General features: G+C 62.5%; 13 protein-coding genes and 2 pseudogenes. 3 read left to right on the plus strand and 12 right to left on the minus strand.

Translation table 11 applies throughout. From position 1 onward, the window contains the following. Positions 1–8: 8 nt before the first annotated feature. The 4 genes from LN139_RS02000 to LN139_RS02015 are packed head-to-tail and all read right to left on the minus strand — an operon-like array spanning position 9 to position 3469. A complete protein-coding gene (locus tag LN139_RS02000) occupies positions 9–1166 on the minus strand; it encodes an osmoprotectant ABC transporter ATP-binding protein OsmV (protein WP_236358310.1) in 1158 nt (385 codons plus the stop codon). Then, a complete protein-coding gene (locus LN139_RS02005; RefSeq protein ID WP_236358311.1) occupies positions 1163–1816 on the minus strand; it encodes an ABC transporter permease in 654 nt (217 codons plus the stop codon). The genes LN139_RS02000 and LN139_RS02005 overlap by 4 nt, the downstream gene beginning before the upstream one ends. Further along, entirely contained in the window at positions 1813–2724 is a 912-nt protein-coding gene (locus LN139_RS02010) for a glycine betaine ABC transporter substrate-binding protein (protein ID WP_236358314.1), read from the minus strand. Before LN139_RS02010 ends, LN139_RS02005 begins: the two co-directional genes overlap by 4 nt. Positions 2725–2749: 25 nt before the next feature. Continuing rightward, positions 2750–3469: an ABC transporter permease gene (locus LN139_RS02015; protein WP_236358316.1), complete on the minus strand. Its 720-nt coding sequence runs from the start codon at positions 3467–3469 to the stop codon at positions 2750–2752. A gap of 430 nt (positions 3470–3899) precedes the next feature. Between LN139_RS02015 and LN139_RS02020 the strand changes: the two genes are divergently transcribed. The 3 genes from LN139_RS02020 (at position 3900) to LN139_RS02030 (ending at position 6230) form a co-directional block, all read left to right on the plus strand. Continuing rightward, positions 3900–4274 carry a type II toxin-antitoxin system RelE/ParE family toxin gene (locus LN139_RS02020; protein ID WP_236358318.1) on the plus strand — a complete coding sequence of 125 codons (375 nt, stop codon included), beginning with the start codon at positions 3900–3902 and terminating at the stop codon, positions 4272–4274. Then, the gene (locus tag LN139_RS02025) at positions 4258–4584 is read left to right on the plus strand and encodes a helix-turn-helix domain-containing protein (protein ID WP_236358320.1); all 327 of its coding nucleotides are present in this window, start codon (positions 4258–4260) and stop codon (positions 4582–4584) included. The genes LN139_RS02020 and LN139_RS02025 overlap by 17 nt, the downstream gene beginning before the upstream one ends. Before the next feature lie 62 nt (positions 4585–4646). Then, entirely contained in the window at positions 4647–6230 is a 1584-nt protein-coding gene (locus LN139_RS02030; protein ID WP_236358322.1) for a peptide chain release factor 3, read from the plus strand. A gap of 142 nt (positions 6231–6372) precedes the next feature. On the opposite strand, the pseudogene LN139_RS02035 reads toward LN139_RS02030, so the two are convergent. From LN139_RS02035 to LN139_RS02070, 8 genes and pseudogenes are all read right to left on the minus strand, one after another. Next, a pseudogene (locus LN139_RS02035) lies at positions 6373–7340 on the minus strand (peptide ABC transporter ATP-binding protein). Further along, entirely contained in the window at positions 7340–8308 is a 969-nt protein-coding gene (locus tag LN139_RS02040) for an ABC transporter ATP-binding protein (protein WP_236358324.1), read from the minus strand. The pseudogene LN139_RS02035 and the gene LN139_RS02040 overlap by 1 nt, the downstream one beginning before the upstream one ends. Before the next feature lie 11 nt (positions 8309–8319). Then, a complete protein-coding gene (locus tag LN139_RS02045) occupies positions 8320–9231 on the minus strand; it encodes an ABC transporter permease subunit (RefSeq protein ID WP_236358326.1) in 912 nt (303 codons plus the stop codon). A gap of 10 nt (positions 9232–9241) precedes the next feature. Beyond that, complete coding sequence (locus LN139_RS02050; protein WP_236358328.1) at positions 9242–10252, minus strand: ABC transporter permease subunit; 1011 nt, start codon at positions 10250–10252, stop codon at positions 9242–9244. Positions 10253–10313: 61 nt separating this feature from the next. Beyond that, positions 10314–11907 (minus strand): annotated as a pseudogene (locus LN139_RS02055) (ABC transporter substrate-binding protein). Between the two features lie 69 nt (positions 11908–11976). After that, on the minus strand, positions 11977–13356 hold the full coding sequence (locus LN139_RS02060; protein WP_236358330.1) for an OprD family porin: 1380 nt from the start codon (positions 13354–13356) through the stop codon (positions 11977–11979). A 204-nt stretch (positions 13357–13560) separates the two neighbouring features. Continuing rightward, positions 13561–15162: an ABC transporter substrate-binding protein gene (locus LN139_RS02065; RefSeq protein WP_236358332.1), complete on the minus strand. Its 1602-nt coding sequence runs from the start codon at positions 15160–15162 to the stop codon at positions 13561–13563. A 262-nt stretch (positions 15163–15424) separates the two neighbouring features. Next, the gene (locus LN139_RS02070; protein ID WP_236360221.1) at positions 15425–16132 is read right to left on the minus strand and encodes an SIMPL domain-containing protein; all 708 of its coding nucleotides are present in this window, start codon (positions 16130–16132) and stop codon (positions 15425–15427) included. Positions 16133–16159: the final 27 nt, after the last annotated feature.

Here is a 16159-nt window from a genome sequence, read left to right on the forward strand (position 1 = left end):
GGCGGGGGTCAGGCGGAGGCTTGTTCAGCCGGCGACACGATACTGGTCTTCATGCCGCGCGAACGGCCCGAGCTCAGGTAGGCCGCGATCGATTCCTGGGTCACTTCACCGAGAAACACCTGTTCGGCATCGAGCACCGGCAGCCAGGCGCGGTTGAACTCGTACATGCGCGACAGCAGGATGCGCAGGTTCTCGTCATAGGCGGCGGTGGCGTTGAACTCGCGCAGGAAGTCGGCGCAGGTGCCGCTCTGGCGGTGCAGGTCGCGCCGGCGCACGTAGCCCATGGCCTTGTTGGCGGCATCGGTGACCACCACATAGCGGCGGTCGTGCTCGTCCATCAGCTCCAGCGCATCGGCCACGGTGGTCTCGGGGCTGGCCGACGGGGCGTTGTCGGCGGCGTCTTCGGCCTTGACCAACAGCAGGCGCTTGAGCGTGCTGTCCTGGCCGACGAAGTTGCTGACGAAATCGTCGACCGGGTGGGCCAGCAGGGTGTCGGGGTGGTCGAGCTGCAGCAGCTTGCCGGCGCGGAAGATGGCGATCTTGTCACCCAGCTTCAGAGCTTCGTCGATATCGTGGCTGACCATGATCACGGTCTTGTTCAATGCACGTTGCATCTCGAAGAACTCGTTCTGGATCATCTCGCGGTTGATCGGGTCGACCGCGCCGAACGGCTCGTCCATCAGCAGCAGCGGCGCTTCGGCCGCCAGGGCGCGGATTACGCCGATACGCTGTTGCTGGCCACCGGAAAGCTCACGCGGATAGCGCTGCAGGTACTGCTTGGGTTCGAGCTTGATCATGCTCATCAGCTCGCGCGCCCGTTCACGGCACTTGTCCTTGTCCCAGCCGAGCAGGCGCGGCACCACCGTGATGTTTTCCTCGATGGTCATGTTCGGGAACAGGCCGATCTGCTGGATCACGTAGCCGATCTTGCGGCGCAGGGTCACTTCGTCGAGCGAGGTGGTGTCTTCGCCATTGATCAGCACTTTGCCGGAGGAGGGCTCGATCAGGCGGTTGATCATCTTGAGCGTGGTGCTCTTGCCGCAGCCCGAAGGGCCCAGGAACACGCAGATCTCGCCCTCGTTGACCGTAAGGTTCACCGAATCGACGGCGCGCACTTCCTTGCCGTTGCTCTGGAAGGTTTTGGTGAGGTTCTGAAGTTCGATCATTTGAGCAGTCCTTTCGGGGTCAGCGAGCGTTGCAGCCATTGCAGGAGCAGGTCGGCGATGATGGCGAGCAGGCTCACCAGCACGGCACCGACGACCAGCATCGACATGTCGCTGCGGCTGATGGAGGTCAGGATAAGGACACCGAGGCCGCCGGCCCCGATGGTGGCGGCGATGGTCATCACGCCAATGTTCATCACGACGGCCGTGCGCACACCGGCCAGGATCACCGGCACCGCGATGGGCAGTTCGACCATGCGCAGGCGCTGGCCGAAGGTCATGCCGATGCCGCGCGCGGCTTCGCGGATACCGGGCTCAACGCTGGTCAGCGCCAGGTAGGTGTTGCGCAGGATCGGCAGCAGCGAGTAAAGGAACACCGCGGTGATCGCTGGCAATGGGCCCAGGCCTTGGCCGAACTTGGAGTAGAACGGCAGCAGCAGGCCGAACAGCGCAATGGAAGGGATGGTCAGCAGCACGGTGGCGCTGGCCTGCAGTGGGCCTGCCAGGACCGGGAAGCGGGTCATTACGATGCCTACCGGCACCCCGACCAGAATCGCCAAGGTCACTGCGATACCCACCAGCATCACGTGCTGGCCAGTCAGTTGCAGCACCTGGGCCCAGTCGATGTGGCTGAATGTATCGACAATGCTCATTTGGCCTCCTGCTGATTCAGTTCAGGGTGCTTGGCGAGAAAAGCCTTGGCGACCTGGGTGGGGCTGTCGTGGTCAACGTCGACGCTGGCATTGAGCTGGCGCATGGTGGCGTTATCCAGCAGCGCAGCGAGCGGTTTGAGCAGGGCAGCCAGTTCCGGGTGCGCGTCGAGGTAGTCCTTGCGCACCACCGGGGCTGCGGTGTAGTCGGGGAAGTAATGCAGGTCGTCTTCGAGCACCTTCAGGCGGAACGAATCCAGGCGGCCGTCGGTGGTGTAGACCAGCCCGGCGAATACCTGGCCGTTCTTCAGCGCCGTGTACACAAGGCCTGCATCCATCTGGCGGATGTCCCGGCGAGTGAATTTCAGGTCGTAGGTCTGGGTCAGGCCAACGAGGCCGTCAGGGCGGTTGGCGAACTCGGTGTCCAGGGCCACCACGTGGCTCTTTTTCGGTTCGTCCTTGAGCACCTGGTTGAGCTGGCTGATGGTGTTCACCTGCGGGTACTGCTGGGCGACCTTCTCGGGGAAGGCCAGGGCGTAGGTGTTGTTGAACTTGGAGGGTTCAAGCCACACCAGGCCCTCTTTGGCGTCCAGCTCCTTGACGCGCTGGTAGGTAGCGTCGCTGTCGAGCTTTTCGTTCACATGGTTGTAGGACACCAGCGAGACACCGGTGTATTCCCAGAGCATGTCCAGCTGCCCGGTTTCCTGGGCGCTGCGGGCGATGTTGCTGCCCAGCCCCGAGGTAATGCGAACGTCGTAGCCTTTGGTCTTGAGGTATTCGGCGGTGAGGGTGGCGAGCACGGTCTGCTCGGTGAATACCCTGGCGCCGATGCGCAGCACCGGTTGCGGTGCTGCCTGGGCGAGGCCGGCGCAAAGCAGCGCCAGGCCCGCCAGTAATGTGCGTGTCTTCATGTTCGGTCCTTTATCGTGGCCAGGCTCAATGCGCCGGGGCCAGCCCGCGTTCGAGCCAGGTACGGCTGGCGAAGGTCACCAGGGCGTCCAGCAGCAGTGCCAGCAATGCCGTGCAAGCGGCGCCTAGCACCAGCTGTGGCTGGTTGTTCAGGGCGATGCCGGGGAAGATCAGGCTGCCCAGGCTGTTGGCGCCGATCAGAAACGACAGGGGTGCAGTGCCCACGTTCAGCGCCAGCGCCACACGCACACCGCCGATGATGATCGGCACGGCGTTGGGCAACTCCACCTGCCAAAGCACCTGGCGCGGGGTCATGCCGATGCCCGTGGCCGCTTCCTTGAGCGAGCCCTCGACATTTTTCAGGCCCTCGTAGGTGTTGCGCACGATCGGCAGGAGGGACGCAAGGAACAAGGCGAAGATCGCAGGGCCGGCACCGATGCCGAGGATGCCCAGGGCAATGGCCAGCACGGCCAGCGGCGGCACGGTGTTACCGATGTTGAACACTTGCATGAAGCGCTCTGCTGTATGAGCGCGTTGCGGGCGGCTGAGCCAGATCCCGGCGGGCACGCCGACCAGGATGGAGGCGAGCATTGAAGCGAGCACCAGTTCCAGATGCGCTTGCAGGTAAAACCACAAATCGTCCTGGTAGTGCCGCAGTGTGTCTAGGCCGATCCATTGGATCAGCAGGGCGAGGATCACCACGATGGTCGCGGCGCCCAACAGCCCTTTTCCATAGCCTTTAGCCACAGAGGAGCTCCTGTATTTCGGTCGGCGCAGAGCGGTCGTTGGCGCTGCTCGAAGTGAGCCGCCACTGCCTTCTGCGCGAGAAGCAGCCCGTGCTGCGGAGCCTGGCGAACAGGGCGCGGCGCGGGCCATGAGCACAACCTCGTCAGGTTGAAAGTTGCCGTTTGAACGGCCCCCGACGAAAGGTCATATCGGGGGAGTGGACGTCTCCGGGGTCGGAAAGGTTCCCATAAAAGACGGCACTTGGCCACCTTCTATCACCCTCAGTCACTTTCCCAAGCCGTCGTCGCGCTTGAGAAAATGCCACCGCTGAAGGCCTCTGGATCAGTATCTGCACGCCGTTGAAAACATTTGAAGCTGTTACTCGGTAGCGTTTTTTTAGTGCGTGAAGAAAATTAGGTCACTTGAACAATATTCTTTAAAGGTATATTTCGTGACCTGGATTGTGAGGTTCGACGATGAGTTCGAACAGGAATTCTTTGAATTGCCCGAATGTGTCCAGGACGAGCTGCTGGCCCGCCTCGGGCACCTTGAAAGGGAAGGGCCGCTATTGGGGCGCTCCTACGTTGACACGCTCAACGCCTCTGGCTTTGCACGCATGAAGGAGTTGCGCTCTACGGCAGCTCAGAGCGCATGGCGTGTCGCATTCGCTTTCGACCCGCAGCGTACCGCGATCATTTTGGTGGCTGGAACCAAGTCAGGTATCAGTCAGACCCGTTTCTATCGGTGGCTGATCGAAGTTGCCGACCGGCGATGGATCCGCCACATCGAAGGTCTACAGGAGGCCAATAATGGGAAGGACACTTGATGAAATCACCCACACCCTTCCGTCAGCCCGACGAAAGAAGATTGAGCAGCGCACCGAGCAATTGATTCACGAGCATGCCTCATTGCAGCAACTGCGTAACGAACTCGGCCTGACTCAGGAAGTGCTTGCACAGCTGTTGGGTATGCAACAGGCGAGCGTGTCACGGCTTGAAAAACGTACCGATATGCTGATTTCGACACTACGAGGCTATATCGAGGCTATGGGAGGGACACTGGATCTGGTTGCAAGGTTGCCTGGCAAGGAGCCGGTGCTCGTTCAGGGGATCGCTGATCTCAAGACGGAGCGCTGACGGCGCTCCCCTATATACGCTACAATCCCCGCCCTTTTTCACCGTCACCCCGGGCACCCTTCATGACCCAACAGGCCGCTGAAGTCGCGAAGCGCCGTACCTTCGCCATTATTTCCCACCCCGATGCGGGTAAAACCACCATCACCGAAAAACTGTTGCTGATGGGCAAGGCCATTGCGGTGGCCGGGACGGTGAAGTCGCGCAAATCCGACCGCCATGCCACCAGTGACTGGATGGAAATGGAGAAGCAGCGCGGCATTTCCATCACCACCTCGGTGATGCAGTTCCCCTACCGCGAGCACATGGTCAACCTGCTCGACACCCCCGGCCACGAAGACTTCTCCGAAGACACCTACCGCACCCTCACAGCGGTGGACTCGGCGTTGATGGTGCTCGACGGCGGTAAAGGCGTCGAGCCGCGTACCATCGCGCTGATGGACGTGTGCCGCCTGCGTGACACGCCCATCGTGAGCTTCATCAACAAGCTCGACCGCGACATCCGCGACCCCGTCGAGTTGCTCGATGAAATCGAAGCGGTGCTCAAGATCAAGGCCGCGCCGATCACCTGGCCGATCGGCTGCTACCGCGACTTCAAGGGCGTTTACCACCTGGCGGGCGACTACATCGTGGTCTACACCCCCGGCCACGGCCATGAGCGCACCGAGGCCAAGATCATTCAGGGCCTGGATTCGGCCGAGGCGCGGGAGTATCTGGGCGACGACTATGCAAGCTTCGTCGATCAGCTGGAGCTGGTGCAGGTCGCTTGCCACCCGTTCGATGCCGATGAATTCATGCGCGGCGAGATCACCCCGGTGTTCTTCGGCACGGCACTGGGCAACTTCGGCGTAGACCACGTGCTCGACGCAGTCGTCGACTGGGCGCCGCGCCCGCTGGCCCGTGAAGCCCGCGAGCGCACCGTGCAGCCGGTAGAAGAGAAGTTCTCAGGCTTCATCTTCAAGATCCAGGCGAACATGGACCCCAAGCACCGCGACCGCATCGCGTTCATGCGCATCTGCTCGGGCAAGTACGACAAAGGCATGAAGATGCGCCATGTGCGCCTGGGCAAGGACCTGCGCATCGGCGATGCGCTGACCTTCTTCTCCTCCGAGCGTGAACAGCTCGAAGAAGCCTGGGCCGGCGACATCATCGGCCTGCACAACCACGGCACCATCCAGATCGGCGACACCTTCAGCGAAGGCGAGGCGCTGGGCTTCACCGGCATCCCGCACTTCGCCCCGGAGCTGTTCCGCCGCGTGCGCCTGAAAGACCCGCTCAAGTCCAAGCAACTGCGCCAGGGCCTGCAGCAGCTGGCCGAAGAGGGCGCCACCCAGGTATTTTTCCCGCAGCGCAGCAACGACATCATCCTCGGTGCCGTAGGCGTGCTGCAGTTCGATGTGGTCGCCAGCCGGTTGAAGGAAGAGTACAAGGTCGAGTGCGTTTACGAGCCGATCACCGTGTGGTCCGCCCGCTGGATCGAGTGCGCCGACAAGAAGAAGCTCGAAGACTTCGAGACCAAAGCCATGGAAAACCTGGCCGTCGATGGCGGCGGGCACCTGACCTACCTGGCGCCGACCCGCGTGAACCTATCGGTCATGGAAGAACGCTGGCCGGATGTGACCTTCCGCGCGACGCGCGAGCACCATTAGGAGCTTCAAGCTTCAAGCTTCAAGCTTCAAGCTTCAAGCTTCAAGCTTCAAGCTTCAAGTAAAAGCGGGGTCCTCAATACTGCGAAGGCCCGCTTTTGCTCTTGCTTGTAGCTTGTAGCTTGTAGCTTGTAGCTAGCAACTTCTATATGAATTGTTCGGCATAGTGGCAAGCCACCTGCCGCGTGCCCACCTGCCTGAACACCGGCTCCTCAGCCGAACACCGCTCGGTCGCATACGGGCAGCGCTTGTGGAAGGCGCAGCCTGACGGCGGGTTGAGCGGGTTGGGCAGTTCGCCGGCGATCTTGATCTTGGGCTTGTCCGGGTCGGGCTTCAGGGTCGGGGTGGCCGAGAGCAGCGCGCGGGTGTAGGGGTGCAGCGGGTTGGCGTAGATGTCTTCCTTGGGCCCCATTTCCGCCGGGCGGCCGAGGTACATCACCAGCACGTCGTCGGCTACGTGGCGCACCGCGGCCAGGTTGTGGGAAATGAACACATAGCCGGTCTGGTACTGCTGCTGCAGGTCCATGAACAGGTTCAGCACCTGCGCCTGGATCGACACATCCAGCGCCGAGGTGGGTTCATCGGCCACCAGTACCTTCGGTTGCAGCATCATCGCCCGGGCCAGCGCGATGCGCTGGCGCTGGCCGCCGGAGAACATGTGCGGGTAGCGGTGGTAATGCTCTGGGCGCAGGCCCACCTGTTGCATCATCGCCTGCACTTTTCCCGGCGCTCGGTGCGCGAGAGGCTGGTGTTGATCAGCAGCGGCTCGGCCAACTGATCGCCGACCTTCTGCCGCGGGTTAAGCGAAGCGTAAGGGCTCTGGAACACCATCTGCACCTCACGGCGCAGTTGCTTGCGCTCGGACTTGCTGGCGCCGGCGACCTCGGTACCGGCAATCTGCAACGAGCCGGCGGAGAGTTCTTCGATCAGCGTGAGCGCACGCGCCAGTGTGGATTTGCCACAGCCTGACTCGCCCACCACCGCCAGGGTTTTGCCGGCGTGCAATTCGAATGAAACGCCGTTGAGCGCCCTCACCAGAGCATGGGGCTTGAACAGCCCTCGGGAGACTTCGTAGTGGCGCGTCAGATTACGCGCGCTGAGAACGACGCTCATCACGCCACCTCCTGGTTAAGCGGATAGAAGCAACGGGCCAGGCTCTGGCGTTTAGGGTCCAGCGCCGGGCGCTGGGTGTGGCAATCAGGCTGAGCGTAGGGGCAGCGCGGCGACAGCAGGCAGCCTTGCGGGCGGTCGTAGCGGCCCGGCACCATGCCCGGCAACGTGGCCAGGCGCTCGGCATCGTTGCTGTGCTCGGGGATCGCTGCCAGCAGCGCTTCGCTGTAAGGGTGCGCCGGCTCATCGAACAGCTGCGGCACATGGCCCAGCTCCACCGCCTGGCCTGCATACATCACGCACACGCGCTGGGCGGTTTCGGCCACCACGGCCAGGTCGTGGGTGATCAGGATCAGGGTCATGCCCTGTTCCTTCTGCAGGTTCAGCAACAGCTCCATGATCTGCGCCTGGATGGTCACGTCCAGTGCCGTGGTCGGTTCGTCGGCGATCAACAGCTTGGGCTCGGCAGCAATGGCCATGGCAATCGCCACGCGTTGGCTCATGCCCCCGGAGAGTTGGTGCGGGTAAGCGTCGAGCCGGCTTTCCGGGGCCGGGATCTCGACCTTCTTCAGCAACTCCAGTGCGCGCTGGCGAGCGGCCTTGCCCTTGAGGCCAAGGTGCGCGTGCAGCACTTCTTCGATCTGGTAACCCACGGTGTAGCTGGGGTTCAGGGCCGTCATCGGGTCCTGGAACACCATGGCCAGGTCCTTGCCGACGACGCGGCGGCGCTGGCGCTTGCTCAGGCGCTGCATGTCGTTGCCGTCGAAGTTCACCGAGTCGGCAGTGATGATGCCGGGGGCGTCGATCAGGCCCATCAGCGCCATCATGGTGACCGATTTGCCCGAGCCGGATTCGCCAACGATGGCCAGCACTTCACCCCGCTCCACGGACAGGTTCAGGCCGTCTACCACCGGGACCGCGTTCTTGTCACCGAAACGCACGCTGAGGTTCTTGATTTCCAGTAATGCCATGGTCGTTCTCCTCAGAGCGCGTTCTTGAGTTTCGGGTCCAGCGCATCGCGCAGGCCATCACCCATCAGGTTGATCGCCAGCACGCTGAGCAGGATGGTCAGGCCAGGCAGGCTCACCACCCACCAGGCACGCTCGATGTAGTCGCGGGCCGAAGCCAGCATGGTGCCCCACTCCGGCGTCGGCGGTTGCACGCCAAGGCCCAGGAAGCCCAGCGCTGCGGCGTCGAGGATTGCCGAGGAGAAGCTCAAGGACGCCTGCACGATCAGCGGCGCCATGCAGTTGGGCAGTACGGTGATGAACATCAGCCGTGGCAGGCTCGCACCGGCCAGCCGTGCGGCGGTCACGTAGTCACGGTGCAGCTCGCCCATGACTGCCGCGCGGGTCAGGCGCACGTAGGAGGGCAGCGAAACGACCGCAATGGCGATCACGGTATTGATCAGGCCTGGGCCAAGGATGGCGACGATCGCCACAGCCAGCAGCAACGAGGGCAGGGCCAGCATCACGTCCATAAGGCGCGTGATCGCCGGGCCCATCAGGCGCGGGAAGAAACCCGCCAGCAGGCCCAGCAGGATGCCCGGAATCAGCGACATCACCACCGACGACAGGCCGATCAGCAGCGACAGCCGCGCCCCATGAATCAACCGGGAGAGCAGGTCGCGGCCCAACTCATCGGTGCCCAGCAGGTAGGTGAATTGCCCGCCCTCAAGCCAAGACGGCGGCGTGAGCAGGGCGTCGCGGAATTGCTCGCTGGGGTCGTGCGGCGCGACCCAGGGCGCGAACAGCGCGCAGAAAACGATCAGCACGATGAACGCAAGGCCGGCGACGGCGCCTTTGTTGCGTGAGAAAGCTTGCCAGAATTCCTTCAGCGGCGAAGGGTAGAGCAGGCTTTGGTCCAGCGCGGTGGCCGGGGTTTGAGTTTTCATGTCAGGGCCCTCAGCGCTGATGACGGATGCGTGGGTTGGCCAGGCCGTAGAGAATGTCCACGAAGAAGTTGACCAGGATCACCAGGCAGGCGATCAGCAGGATGCCGTTCTGCACCACGGGATAGTCGCGGGCGCCGATGGCCTCGATCAGCCACTTGCCGATGCCCGGCCAGGAAAAGATCGTTTCGGTCAGCACAGCACCGGCGAGCAGGGTGCCCACTTGCAGGCCGAACACGGTAAGCACCGGGATCAGCGCGTTGCGCAGGCCGTGGATGAACACCACGCGCGTGGGCGAGAGGCCCTTGGCCCGCGCGGTACGGATGTAATCCTCGCGCAGCACTTCCAGCATCGAGGAGCGCGTCATGCGTGCGATCACCGCCAGTGGAATGGTGCCCAGCACGATCGACGGCAGGATCAGGTGCTTGAGCGCGTCCAGCCAGGCGCCTTCGTCTTCGCTGTAGAGCGTGTCGATGAGCATGAAGCCGGTGTGCGGCTGGATGTCGTAGAGCAGGTCGATGCGCCCGGAGACCGGCGTCCAGCCCAGGCTCACCGAAAAGAACATGATCAGGATCAGGCCCCACCAGAAGATCGGCATCGAATAACCCGCCAGGGAAATGCCCATCACGCCATGGTCGAACAGCGAGCCGCGCTTGAGCGCGGCGATCACCCCTGCCAGCAGGCCGAACACCCCGGCGAACAGCAGCGCCGCCAAGGACAGCTCAAGCGTTGCCGGGAACAGGTTGAGGAACTCGTGCCACACGCTGGTGCGAGTGCGCAGCGACTCCCCCAGGTTGCCGTGGGCGAGCTGGCCGATGTAGTCGAAATACTGCAAGTACAACGGCTTGTTCAGCCCCAGCCGTTCCATGGCCTGGGCGTGCATTTCGGGATCGACGCGCCGCTCGCCCATCATCACTTCCACCGGGTCTCCGGGGATCATGCGAATCAGTGCGAACGTCAGCAGGGTGATGCCGAAGAAGGTGGGGATCAACATCCCCACTCGGCGGGCAATGAAGCTAAACATGGTTCAGGCTACCTCATCAGCGCCCGGTCCCACGTGCACGTAACGTGGGCCGGGCGATCATTTACTTCACCTGGGTGGTGGCGAAGTTGTTATTGGTCAAAGGGCTGATGGTGTAGCCCTCGACGTTCTTGCGCATGGCCACGAACAGCTTGGGGTACGCCAGGCTCAGCCACGGTTGTTGCTGGTTGAAGATCACTTGCGCTTGCTCATAGAGCGCAGCGCGTTTGCCAGGGTCGGTTTCGGCGCGGGCCTGATTGATCAGGTCGTCGAAGCCCTTGTCGCACCAGCGCGCGGCGTTTTCGCCACTGCGCGCCGCATCGCAGCTCAGGTTGGGGCTGAGGAAATTGTCCGGGTCGCCGTTGTCGCCGGCCCAGCCATAGAAGGCCAGGTCGTGCTGGCCCAGCTTGATGGCCTTGACCATCTCCCCCATTCCATGGTGCGAATGTCGGCTTTGAGGCCAACCTTGGCCAGGTCCGCCTGCAACAGCTGCGACGACAGCCCCGGGTTGGGGTTGGTAGGGCCGCCGCCGTTGCGGGTGAATACGGTGAACGTGGTGCCTTCCGGTACGCCGGCCTCACGCAGCAGGGCGCGTGCCTTGTCCGGGTCATGGGGCAGGTCTTTGACCTGCTGGTTGAAGCCCAGCAGGGTCGAGGGGTATGGGCCTGTGCCTGCCACCGCATTACCGTCGCCGAACAGTGTGCGAACCAGGTTCGGTTTGTCCAGTGCCATCTGGATCGCCTGGCGCACCCGCACGTCCTTGAGCCACTTGTGCTCGGTGTTCATCGCCACGTAGCTGACCAGCAGGGCCTCTTTGTCCTGCACTTGCAGCGCCGGGTCGGCCTTGATGGCGTTGATGTCGTCAGGTTTGGGATAGACCATCACCTGGCACTCGTTGGCACGCAGCTTCTGCAGGCGAGTGTTGGAGTCCACGGTAATCGCAAATACCAATGGATCAGCGTGCGGTTTGCCGGCGAAGTAATCCGGGTTGGCGCGGAAACGCACTTGAGCGTCCTTGGCATAGCGGCTGAAAATGAACGGGCCGGTGCCGATGGGCTGGGCGTTGAGTTTTTCCGGGGTGCCGGCCTTGAGCAACTGGGCGGCGTATTCGGCTGAATAGATAGAGGTGAAGCCCATTGCCATGTCGCGCAGGAAGGGCGCTTCAGGGCGGGTCAGGTAAAAGGTGACGGTCATGTCATCGACCTTCTCGACGCGTTCGAGCAGGTCCTTGAAGCCCATGGCTTCGAAATACGGATAGCCCATCGGGGCCAGTGCATGCCAAGGGTGCTTGGGGTCCAGCTGGCGCTGGAAGCTGAACAGCACGTCGTCGGCAGTCATGGTGCGCGTGGGTTTGAAGTATTCGGTGGTGTGGAACTTCACCCCGGGCCGCAGGTGAAAGGTATAGCGCTTGCCGTCTTCGCTGATGTCCAGCGTTCGGCCAATGAAGGCACGATATCGGTGGTGCCGGGCTTGAACGTCACCAGGCGGTTGAACACGGTTTCGGCGGAAGCATCGGCGGTGGTGGCCGCGGTGTATTGGACGATGTCGAAACCTTCCGGGCTGGCTTCGGTGCACACCACCAAAGGCTTGGCGGCGGCCGTAGCGCAGAGGCCGAACAGCGTCGCGGCAAGTGCGGCGCGCAGTGCTTGCGGGTTCATGATAGGCCCTCTTCTGGCAAACAACGGGTGTGGCCACCGCAGTTAGGACAACGGCGGTGGCCTCGGGGTTTACAGGATGTTGAACGGCACGGTGGTCACCAGGCGCAGCTCGTTGAGGCTGCCATCGGCCTGGTTGGCCGAAGCGCGGTGCGCGGTGTAGGTGGCGCGCAGGCTGGAGCCCTTCAGGGCGCCGCTTTGCAGGGTATAGGCGGTGCCGAAGCCGTATTCGTAGTGGGTCTCGCCATCGAGGTTGCGCACGTCATAGCCGTTGCCGGTGTAGTGCGTGCCGTCGATGCCCCAGCCACGTGCGGTGTACACGTTGAACTTCAACCCGGGAATGCCGTAGTCGGCCATGTTCAGCAGGTAGCCGAACTGGAGGGATTTCTCGTTCGGGCCGTTGAAGTCCGACAGCAGCGAGTTGGCCAGGAAGATGCCGTTGGTTTCGTGCAGGTAGTCGAAGTACTCGTTACCGTCGACCTGTTGCCAGCCAACCATCACGCTGTGCGCGCCGTGGGTAAGGGTGAATGCCAGGCTGTAGGTGTTGTTGTCGATCGCACCGAGCTTGGCCGAGCCTTCGTCGCGGGTCTTGTAGTAGTTGAGCGCAGTGTTGAGTGCCAGCGAGTTCGGGTCGCCCAGGTCGTGGGTGAGGCCGAAGTAGTACTGGTTCCAGAAGTCTTTGACCTGGGTTGCGTAGAAGCTGGTTTCCAGGCTTTCCAGCGGCTTGTAGACCACCCCTGCGGTGCTGGCGTGGTCGGCGGACACCGCCCGGTTGCCGTATTCGGACACAAACCGGGTCAGGCTCTGCTCGGTACGCGGCGACACACGGTCGAAGGTGCCGGCATCGAAGCTCAGGTTGTTGAACTCGGCGCTGTGCACCGCCAAGCCTTCAAAGCTGGAAGGCAGGGCGCGGTTACCGATGGTGGCGATCATCGGCGTGTTCAGGTTCTGCCGGCCGGCGGTGAAGGTTGTGTTGGACACCCGTGCTTGCAGGTTGGCCAGGCCCAGCTTGCTCCACTGGCCTACGGCATCCCCGTCTGCGTGGGTCAGGGTGCGGTTGCCGCCGCCGGCGATGCGGTCGTGATTCTGCTGCAGGGCGATTTCGTTGTAGGCCGCTACTTGCGCCGCGAGCCCGACGGTGCCCTGGGTGAAGCCGGAGGTGTAGTTGACGATGGTGCCTTGCGTCCAGGTTTCGCGCAGGCTGGTGGATTCACGAGTGCCGTCGCTCTTCTGGATCGAGAAACGCGTGTCGCGCTTGGTGCGCTCCTGGGCGAAGAAGTTCTTGGTCGAGCCGCTCAGCGACTGGCCGGCGACGAAGCCGGTGGCTTCGGCCTGGGCGCTGCTGCTCTTGAGCTGGGTGGGAACGAACGCCTGGCTGGTGGTATCGGCCAGGGCCGCGCCGCTGGTGCTGGCAATGGCCAGCGCCAGGAGCGTGCGGGTGTGGATCTGCATGGTGTGTTGCTCCTTTTTCTTTCTCGTTGTGTTCCGGCGTGTGCGCGCCGGGTGCTGCGCCCCGTTGTGCGACGGGGCTGTTTTTCGGGTAAAGCGCGCCCGCAGGGCTCTGAGGCTCTGTCGAGAGTTCGATGCGCGAACAGGGCTGCGCCGGGGCGCCCCCGTGAGGGGCGCCCGGTCAGTCGATCAACGTTTCGGGAGGGTTCAGTCCTTGATGCCGACGCCGTAGAAGGAGTTCAGGCCCAGGGGGCTGATCTTGAAGCCTTCGACCTTGTCACTCATCGGCTGATAGACCGTGGAGTGGGCGATGGGGGTATAGGGGACCTGTTGCTTGAGCAGCTGCTGGGCCTTCTCGTAAAGCGGGATGCGGTCGGCCTGTTTGGGCGTGGCCTTGGCGGCCTTGATCAGCTTGTCGTAGTCCTGGTTGCAGAACTTGGCGAAGTTGTTGCCGTTGACCGCGTCGCAGCCGAACAGGGTGCCCAGCCAGTTGTCCGGGTCACCGTTGTCGCCGCTCCAGCCAATCAGCATGGCGTCGGTTTCGCCGGCCTTGGCGCGTTTGATGTACTCGCCCCATTCGTAGCTGACGATGCGCGCATTGATCCCGATCTTTTTCCAATCCGATTGCAACATCTCGGCCATCAGGCGCGCATTCGGGTTGTAGGGGCGCTGCACCGGCATGGCCCATAGCTGGATTTCGGTGCCTTCCTTCACGCCGGCTTCCTTGAGCAGAGCCTTGGCTTTTTCAGGGTCGAAGGGGGCGTCCTTGATGGATTTGTCGTAAGACCACTGAGTCGGCGGCATGGCGTTGACTGCCAGCTGGCCGGCGCCCTGATAAACAGCCTCGATGATGCGTTTCTTGTCGACCGCCATGTCCAGCGCCTGGCGGACGCGCACGTCATCGAGCGGCTTGTGGGTGACGTTGTAGGAGATGTAGCCCAGGTTGAAGCCCGGCTGGTTGGGCATCAGCAGGTTCTTGTCGGCTTCCAGCGGCTTGATGTCGGCCGGGCGCGGGTAAGCGGTGACCTGGCACTCGTTGCGCTTGAGTTTCTGCGCACGTACGGAGGCGTCGGTGGTGATGGCGAAGATCAGATTGTCGATCTTCACGTCCGACGGGTTCCAGTAGTCCTTGTTGCCCTTGTAGCGGATCTGCGCGTCTTTCTGGTAGCGGCCGAACACGAATGGGCCGGTGCCGATCGGTTGCTGGTTGATCAGCTCTGGTTTGCCTTCCTTGAGCAGCTTGTCGGCGTATTCGGCGGACTGGATCGAGGCGAAGCTCATCGCCAGGTTCTGGATGAAGGCCGCGTCCACAGTGCCCAGCTGGAAGCGCACAGTGTGGTCGTCGACTTTCTCGACCTTCTTGATGTTGTCGTTCATCCCCATGTCGGTGAAGTAGGGGAACTCGGTGGGGTATGCCTTGCGAAACGGCATGTTCGGGTCGAGCATGCGGTTGAAGGTGAACAGCACATCGTCCGCGTTGAATTCGCGGGTGGGCTTGAAGTAGTCGGTGGTGTGGAATTTCACGCCTTCACGCAGATGGAAGGTGTAAGTCAGGCCGTCATCGGAGACGTCCCAACTGCTGGCAAGGCCAGGAATCACAGTGGTGCCGCCGCGCTCGAACTGCGTCAGGCGGTTGAAGACGGTCTCGGCCGAGGCGTCAAAGTCGGTGCCGGTGGTGTACTGGCCAGGGTCGAAGCCGGCAGGGCTGCCCTCCGAACAGTAAACCAGGTTGGAAGCGGCTTGTGCCAAGGGGGAGAGGGCGAGCAAACCAGCACTTACGACAAACGGAATCACAGCAGCTTTGAGCATGGTGGCCTCATTGTTATCTTCTTCGTGAGAGGGCGGCCTTGTGAGCGCCCCTCCGATACTTATGCAGGCGCCATACCCGGTGCAACGTTGCGATGTAAGACTTTTCGCAAATTGTTGTACGTGAGTACTAGAATGTCGCATCGATGTAATTTGTAACGGTCTGCGGAAGGCGCCCCTGTTCGTTTTCGAACATTGATGCACAGTCTAGGTGCGGGCGCCCCCCGATGGTGCCGATTGTCGTCTCGGCACCGCCGGTCGTCCGTCAGGGCATTTGCACTTCGATGACGCCAGTTGCGTTGATCTGCACCTCGGTGGTGCCTGCTTCCACTTCCGGTGTGACCGGCGCACTGTCAGCGCGCGCGGCTTTCATCATCATCGGCGCCGGGGCCACCGGGAAACGGATCTGCCCGTCGCTGTTGAGGTCCAGGCTGACCACGCGGTAACCCGTGCCGCCCATCGCTTGTGCCACATGCTGTGCGCGGGCCTTGAAGTCGGCCACGGCTTCCTTGAGCAAGGCGTCTTCGTTTTCCTTGCGCGTGGCATGCGCTATATCGAAGCTCATGCCGCCAAGCTTCAATGTCTGCTGCAATTCACCGGTCAGTTTCGACAGCGCGGGGAAGTCCTGGCTTTCAAGGCGCAGCTCGGCGCGTTCGCGCCAGGCGGTGATCTTCTGGCCCTTGTCGTCGTATACGGGATAGCTCTGGCGAGTGCCGACGCGTACGGTCACGCCTTCCACGGCCCGCGCCTGTGCCAGGGCTTTGTTCAATGTTTCGCTGATACCCTTGGCCAGTTGGGCTGGGTCGCGGCCTTGATCTTCGGTGTAGAGCGTCACGTTCATCAGGTCGCGCGGCACCTCGCGGGTGGCCTCAGCACGCAGCGAGACCTGGTTGTAATTCAGCGCCTCGGCGCCCGCCAGGGGCGAGAGAAGAAGGCCTGCCGCCAACAGCAGGGCGGGGCGGTAACGGTGCATCAGCATCTGAAACTCCTTGTTCTGGAA

Source organism: Pseudomonas sp. KNUC1026, assembly GCF_021650705.1.
In the GTDB taxonomy this organism is placed as follows: Bacteria; Pseudomonadota; Gammaproteobacteria; order Pseudomonadales; family Pseudomonadaceae; genus Aquipseudomonas.

Coding starts and splice junctions, on each gene's coding strand:
- LN139_RS02040 (WP_236358324.1), bottom strand. CDS start 8,308: ATGGCATTACTGGAAATCAAGAACCTCAGCGTGCGTTTCGGTGACAAG.
- LN139_RS02025 (WP_236358320.1), top strand. CDS start 4,258: ATGGGAAGGACACTTGATGAAATCACCCACACCCTTCCGTCAGCCCGA.
- LN139_RS02065 (WP_236358332.1), bottom strand. CDS start 15,162: ATGCTCAAAGCTGCTGTGATTCCGTTTGTCGTAAGTGCTGGTTTGCTC.
- LN139_RS02000 (WP_236358310.1), bottom strand. CDS start 1,166: ATGATCGAACTTCAGAACCTCACCAAAACCTTCCAGAGCAACGGCAAG.
- LN139_RS02070 (WP_236360221.1), bottom strand. CDS start 16,132: ATGCACCGTTACCGCCCCGCCCTGCTGTTGGCGGCAGGCCTTCTTCTC.
- LN139_RS02045 (WP_236358326.1), bottom strand. CDS start 9,231: ATGAAAACTCAAACCCCGGCCACCGCGCTGGACCAAAGCCTGCTCTAC.
- LN139_RS02005 (WP_236358311.1), bottom strand. CDS start 1,816: ATGAGCATTGTCGATACATTCAGCCACATCGACTGGGCCCAGGTGCTG.
- LN139_RS02060 (WP_236358330.1), bottom strand. CDS start 13,356: ATGCAGATCCACACCCGCACGCTCCTGGCGCTGGCCATTGCCAGCACC.
- LN139_RS02050 (WP_236358328.1), bottom strand. CDS start 10,252: ATGTTTAGCTTCATTGCCCGCCGAGTGGGGATGTTGATCCCCACCTTC.
- LN139_RS02030 (WP_236358322.1), top strand. CDS start 4,647: ATGACCCAACAGGCCGCTGAAGTCGCGAAGCGCCGTACCTTCGCCATT.
- LN139_RS02010 (WP_236358314.1), bottom strand. CDS start 2,724: ATGAAGACACGCACATTACTGGCGGGCCTGGCGCTGCTTTGCGCCGGC.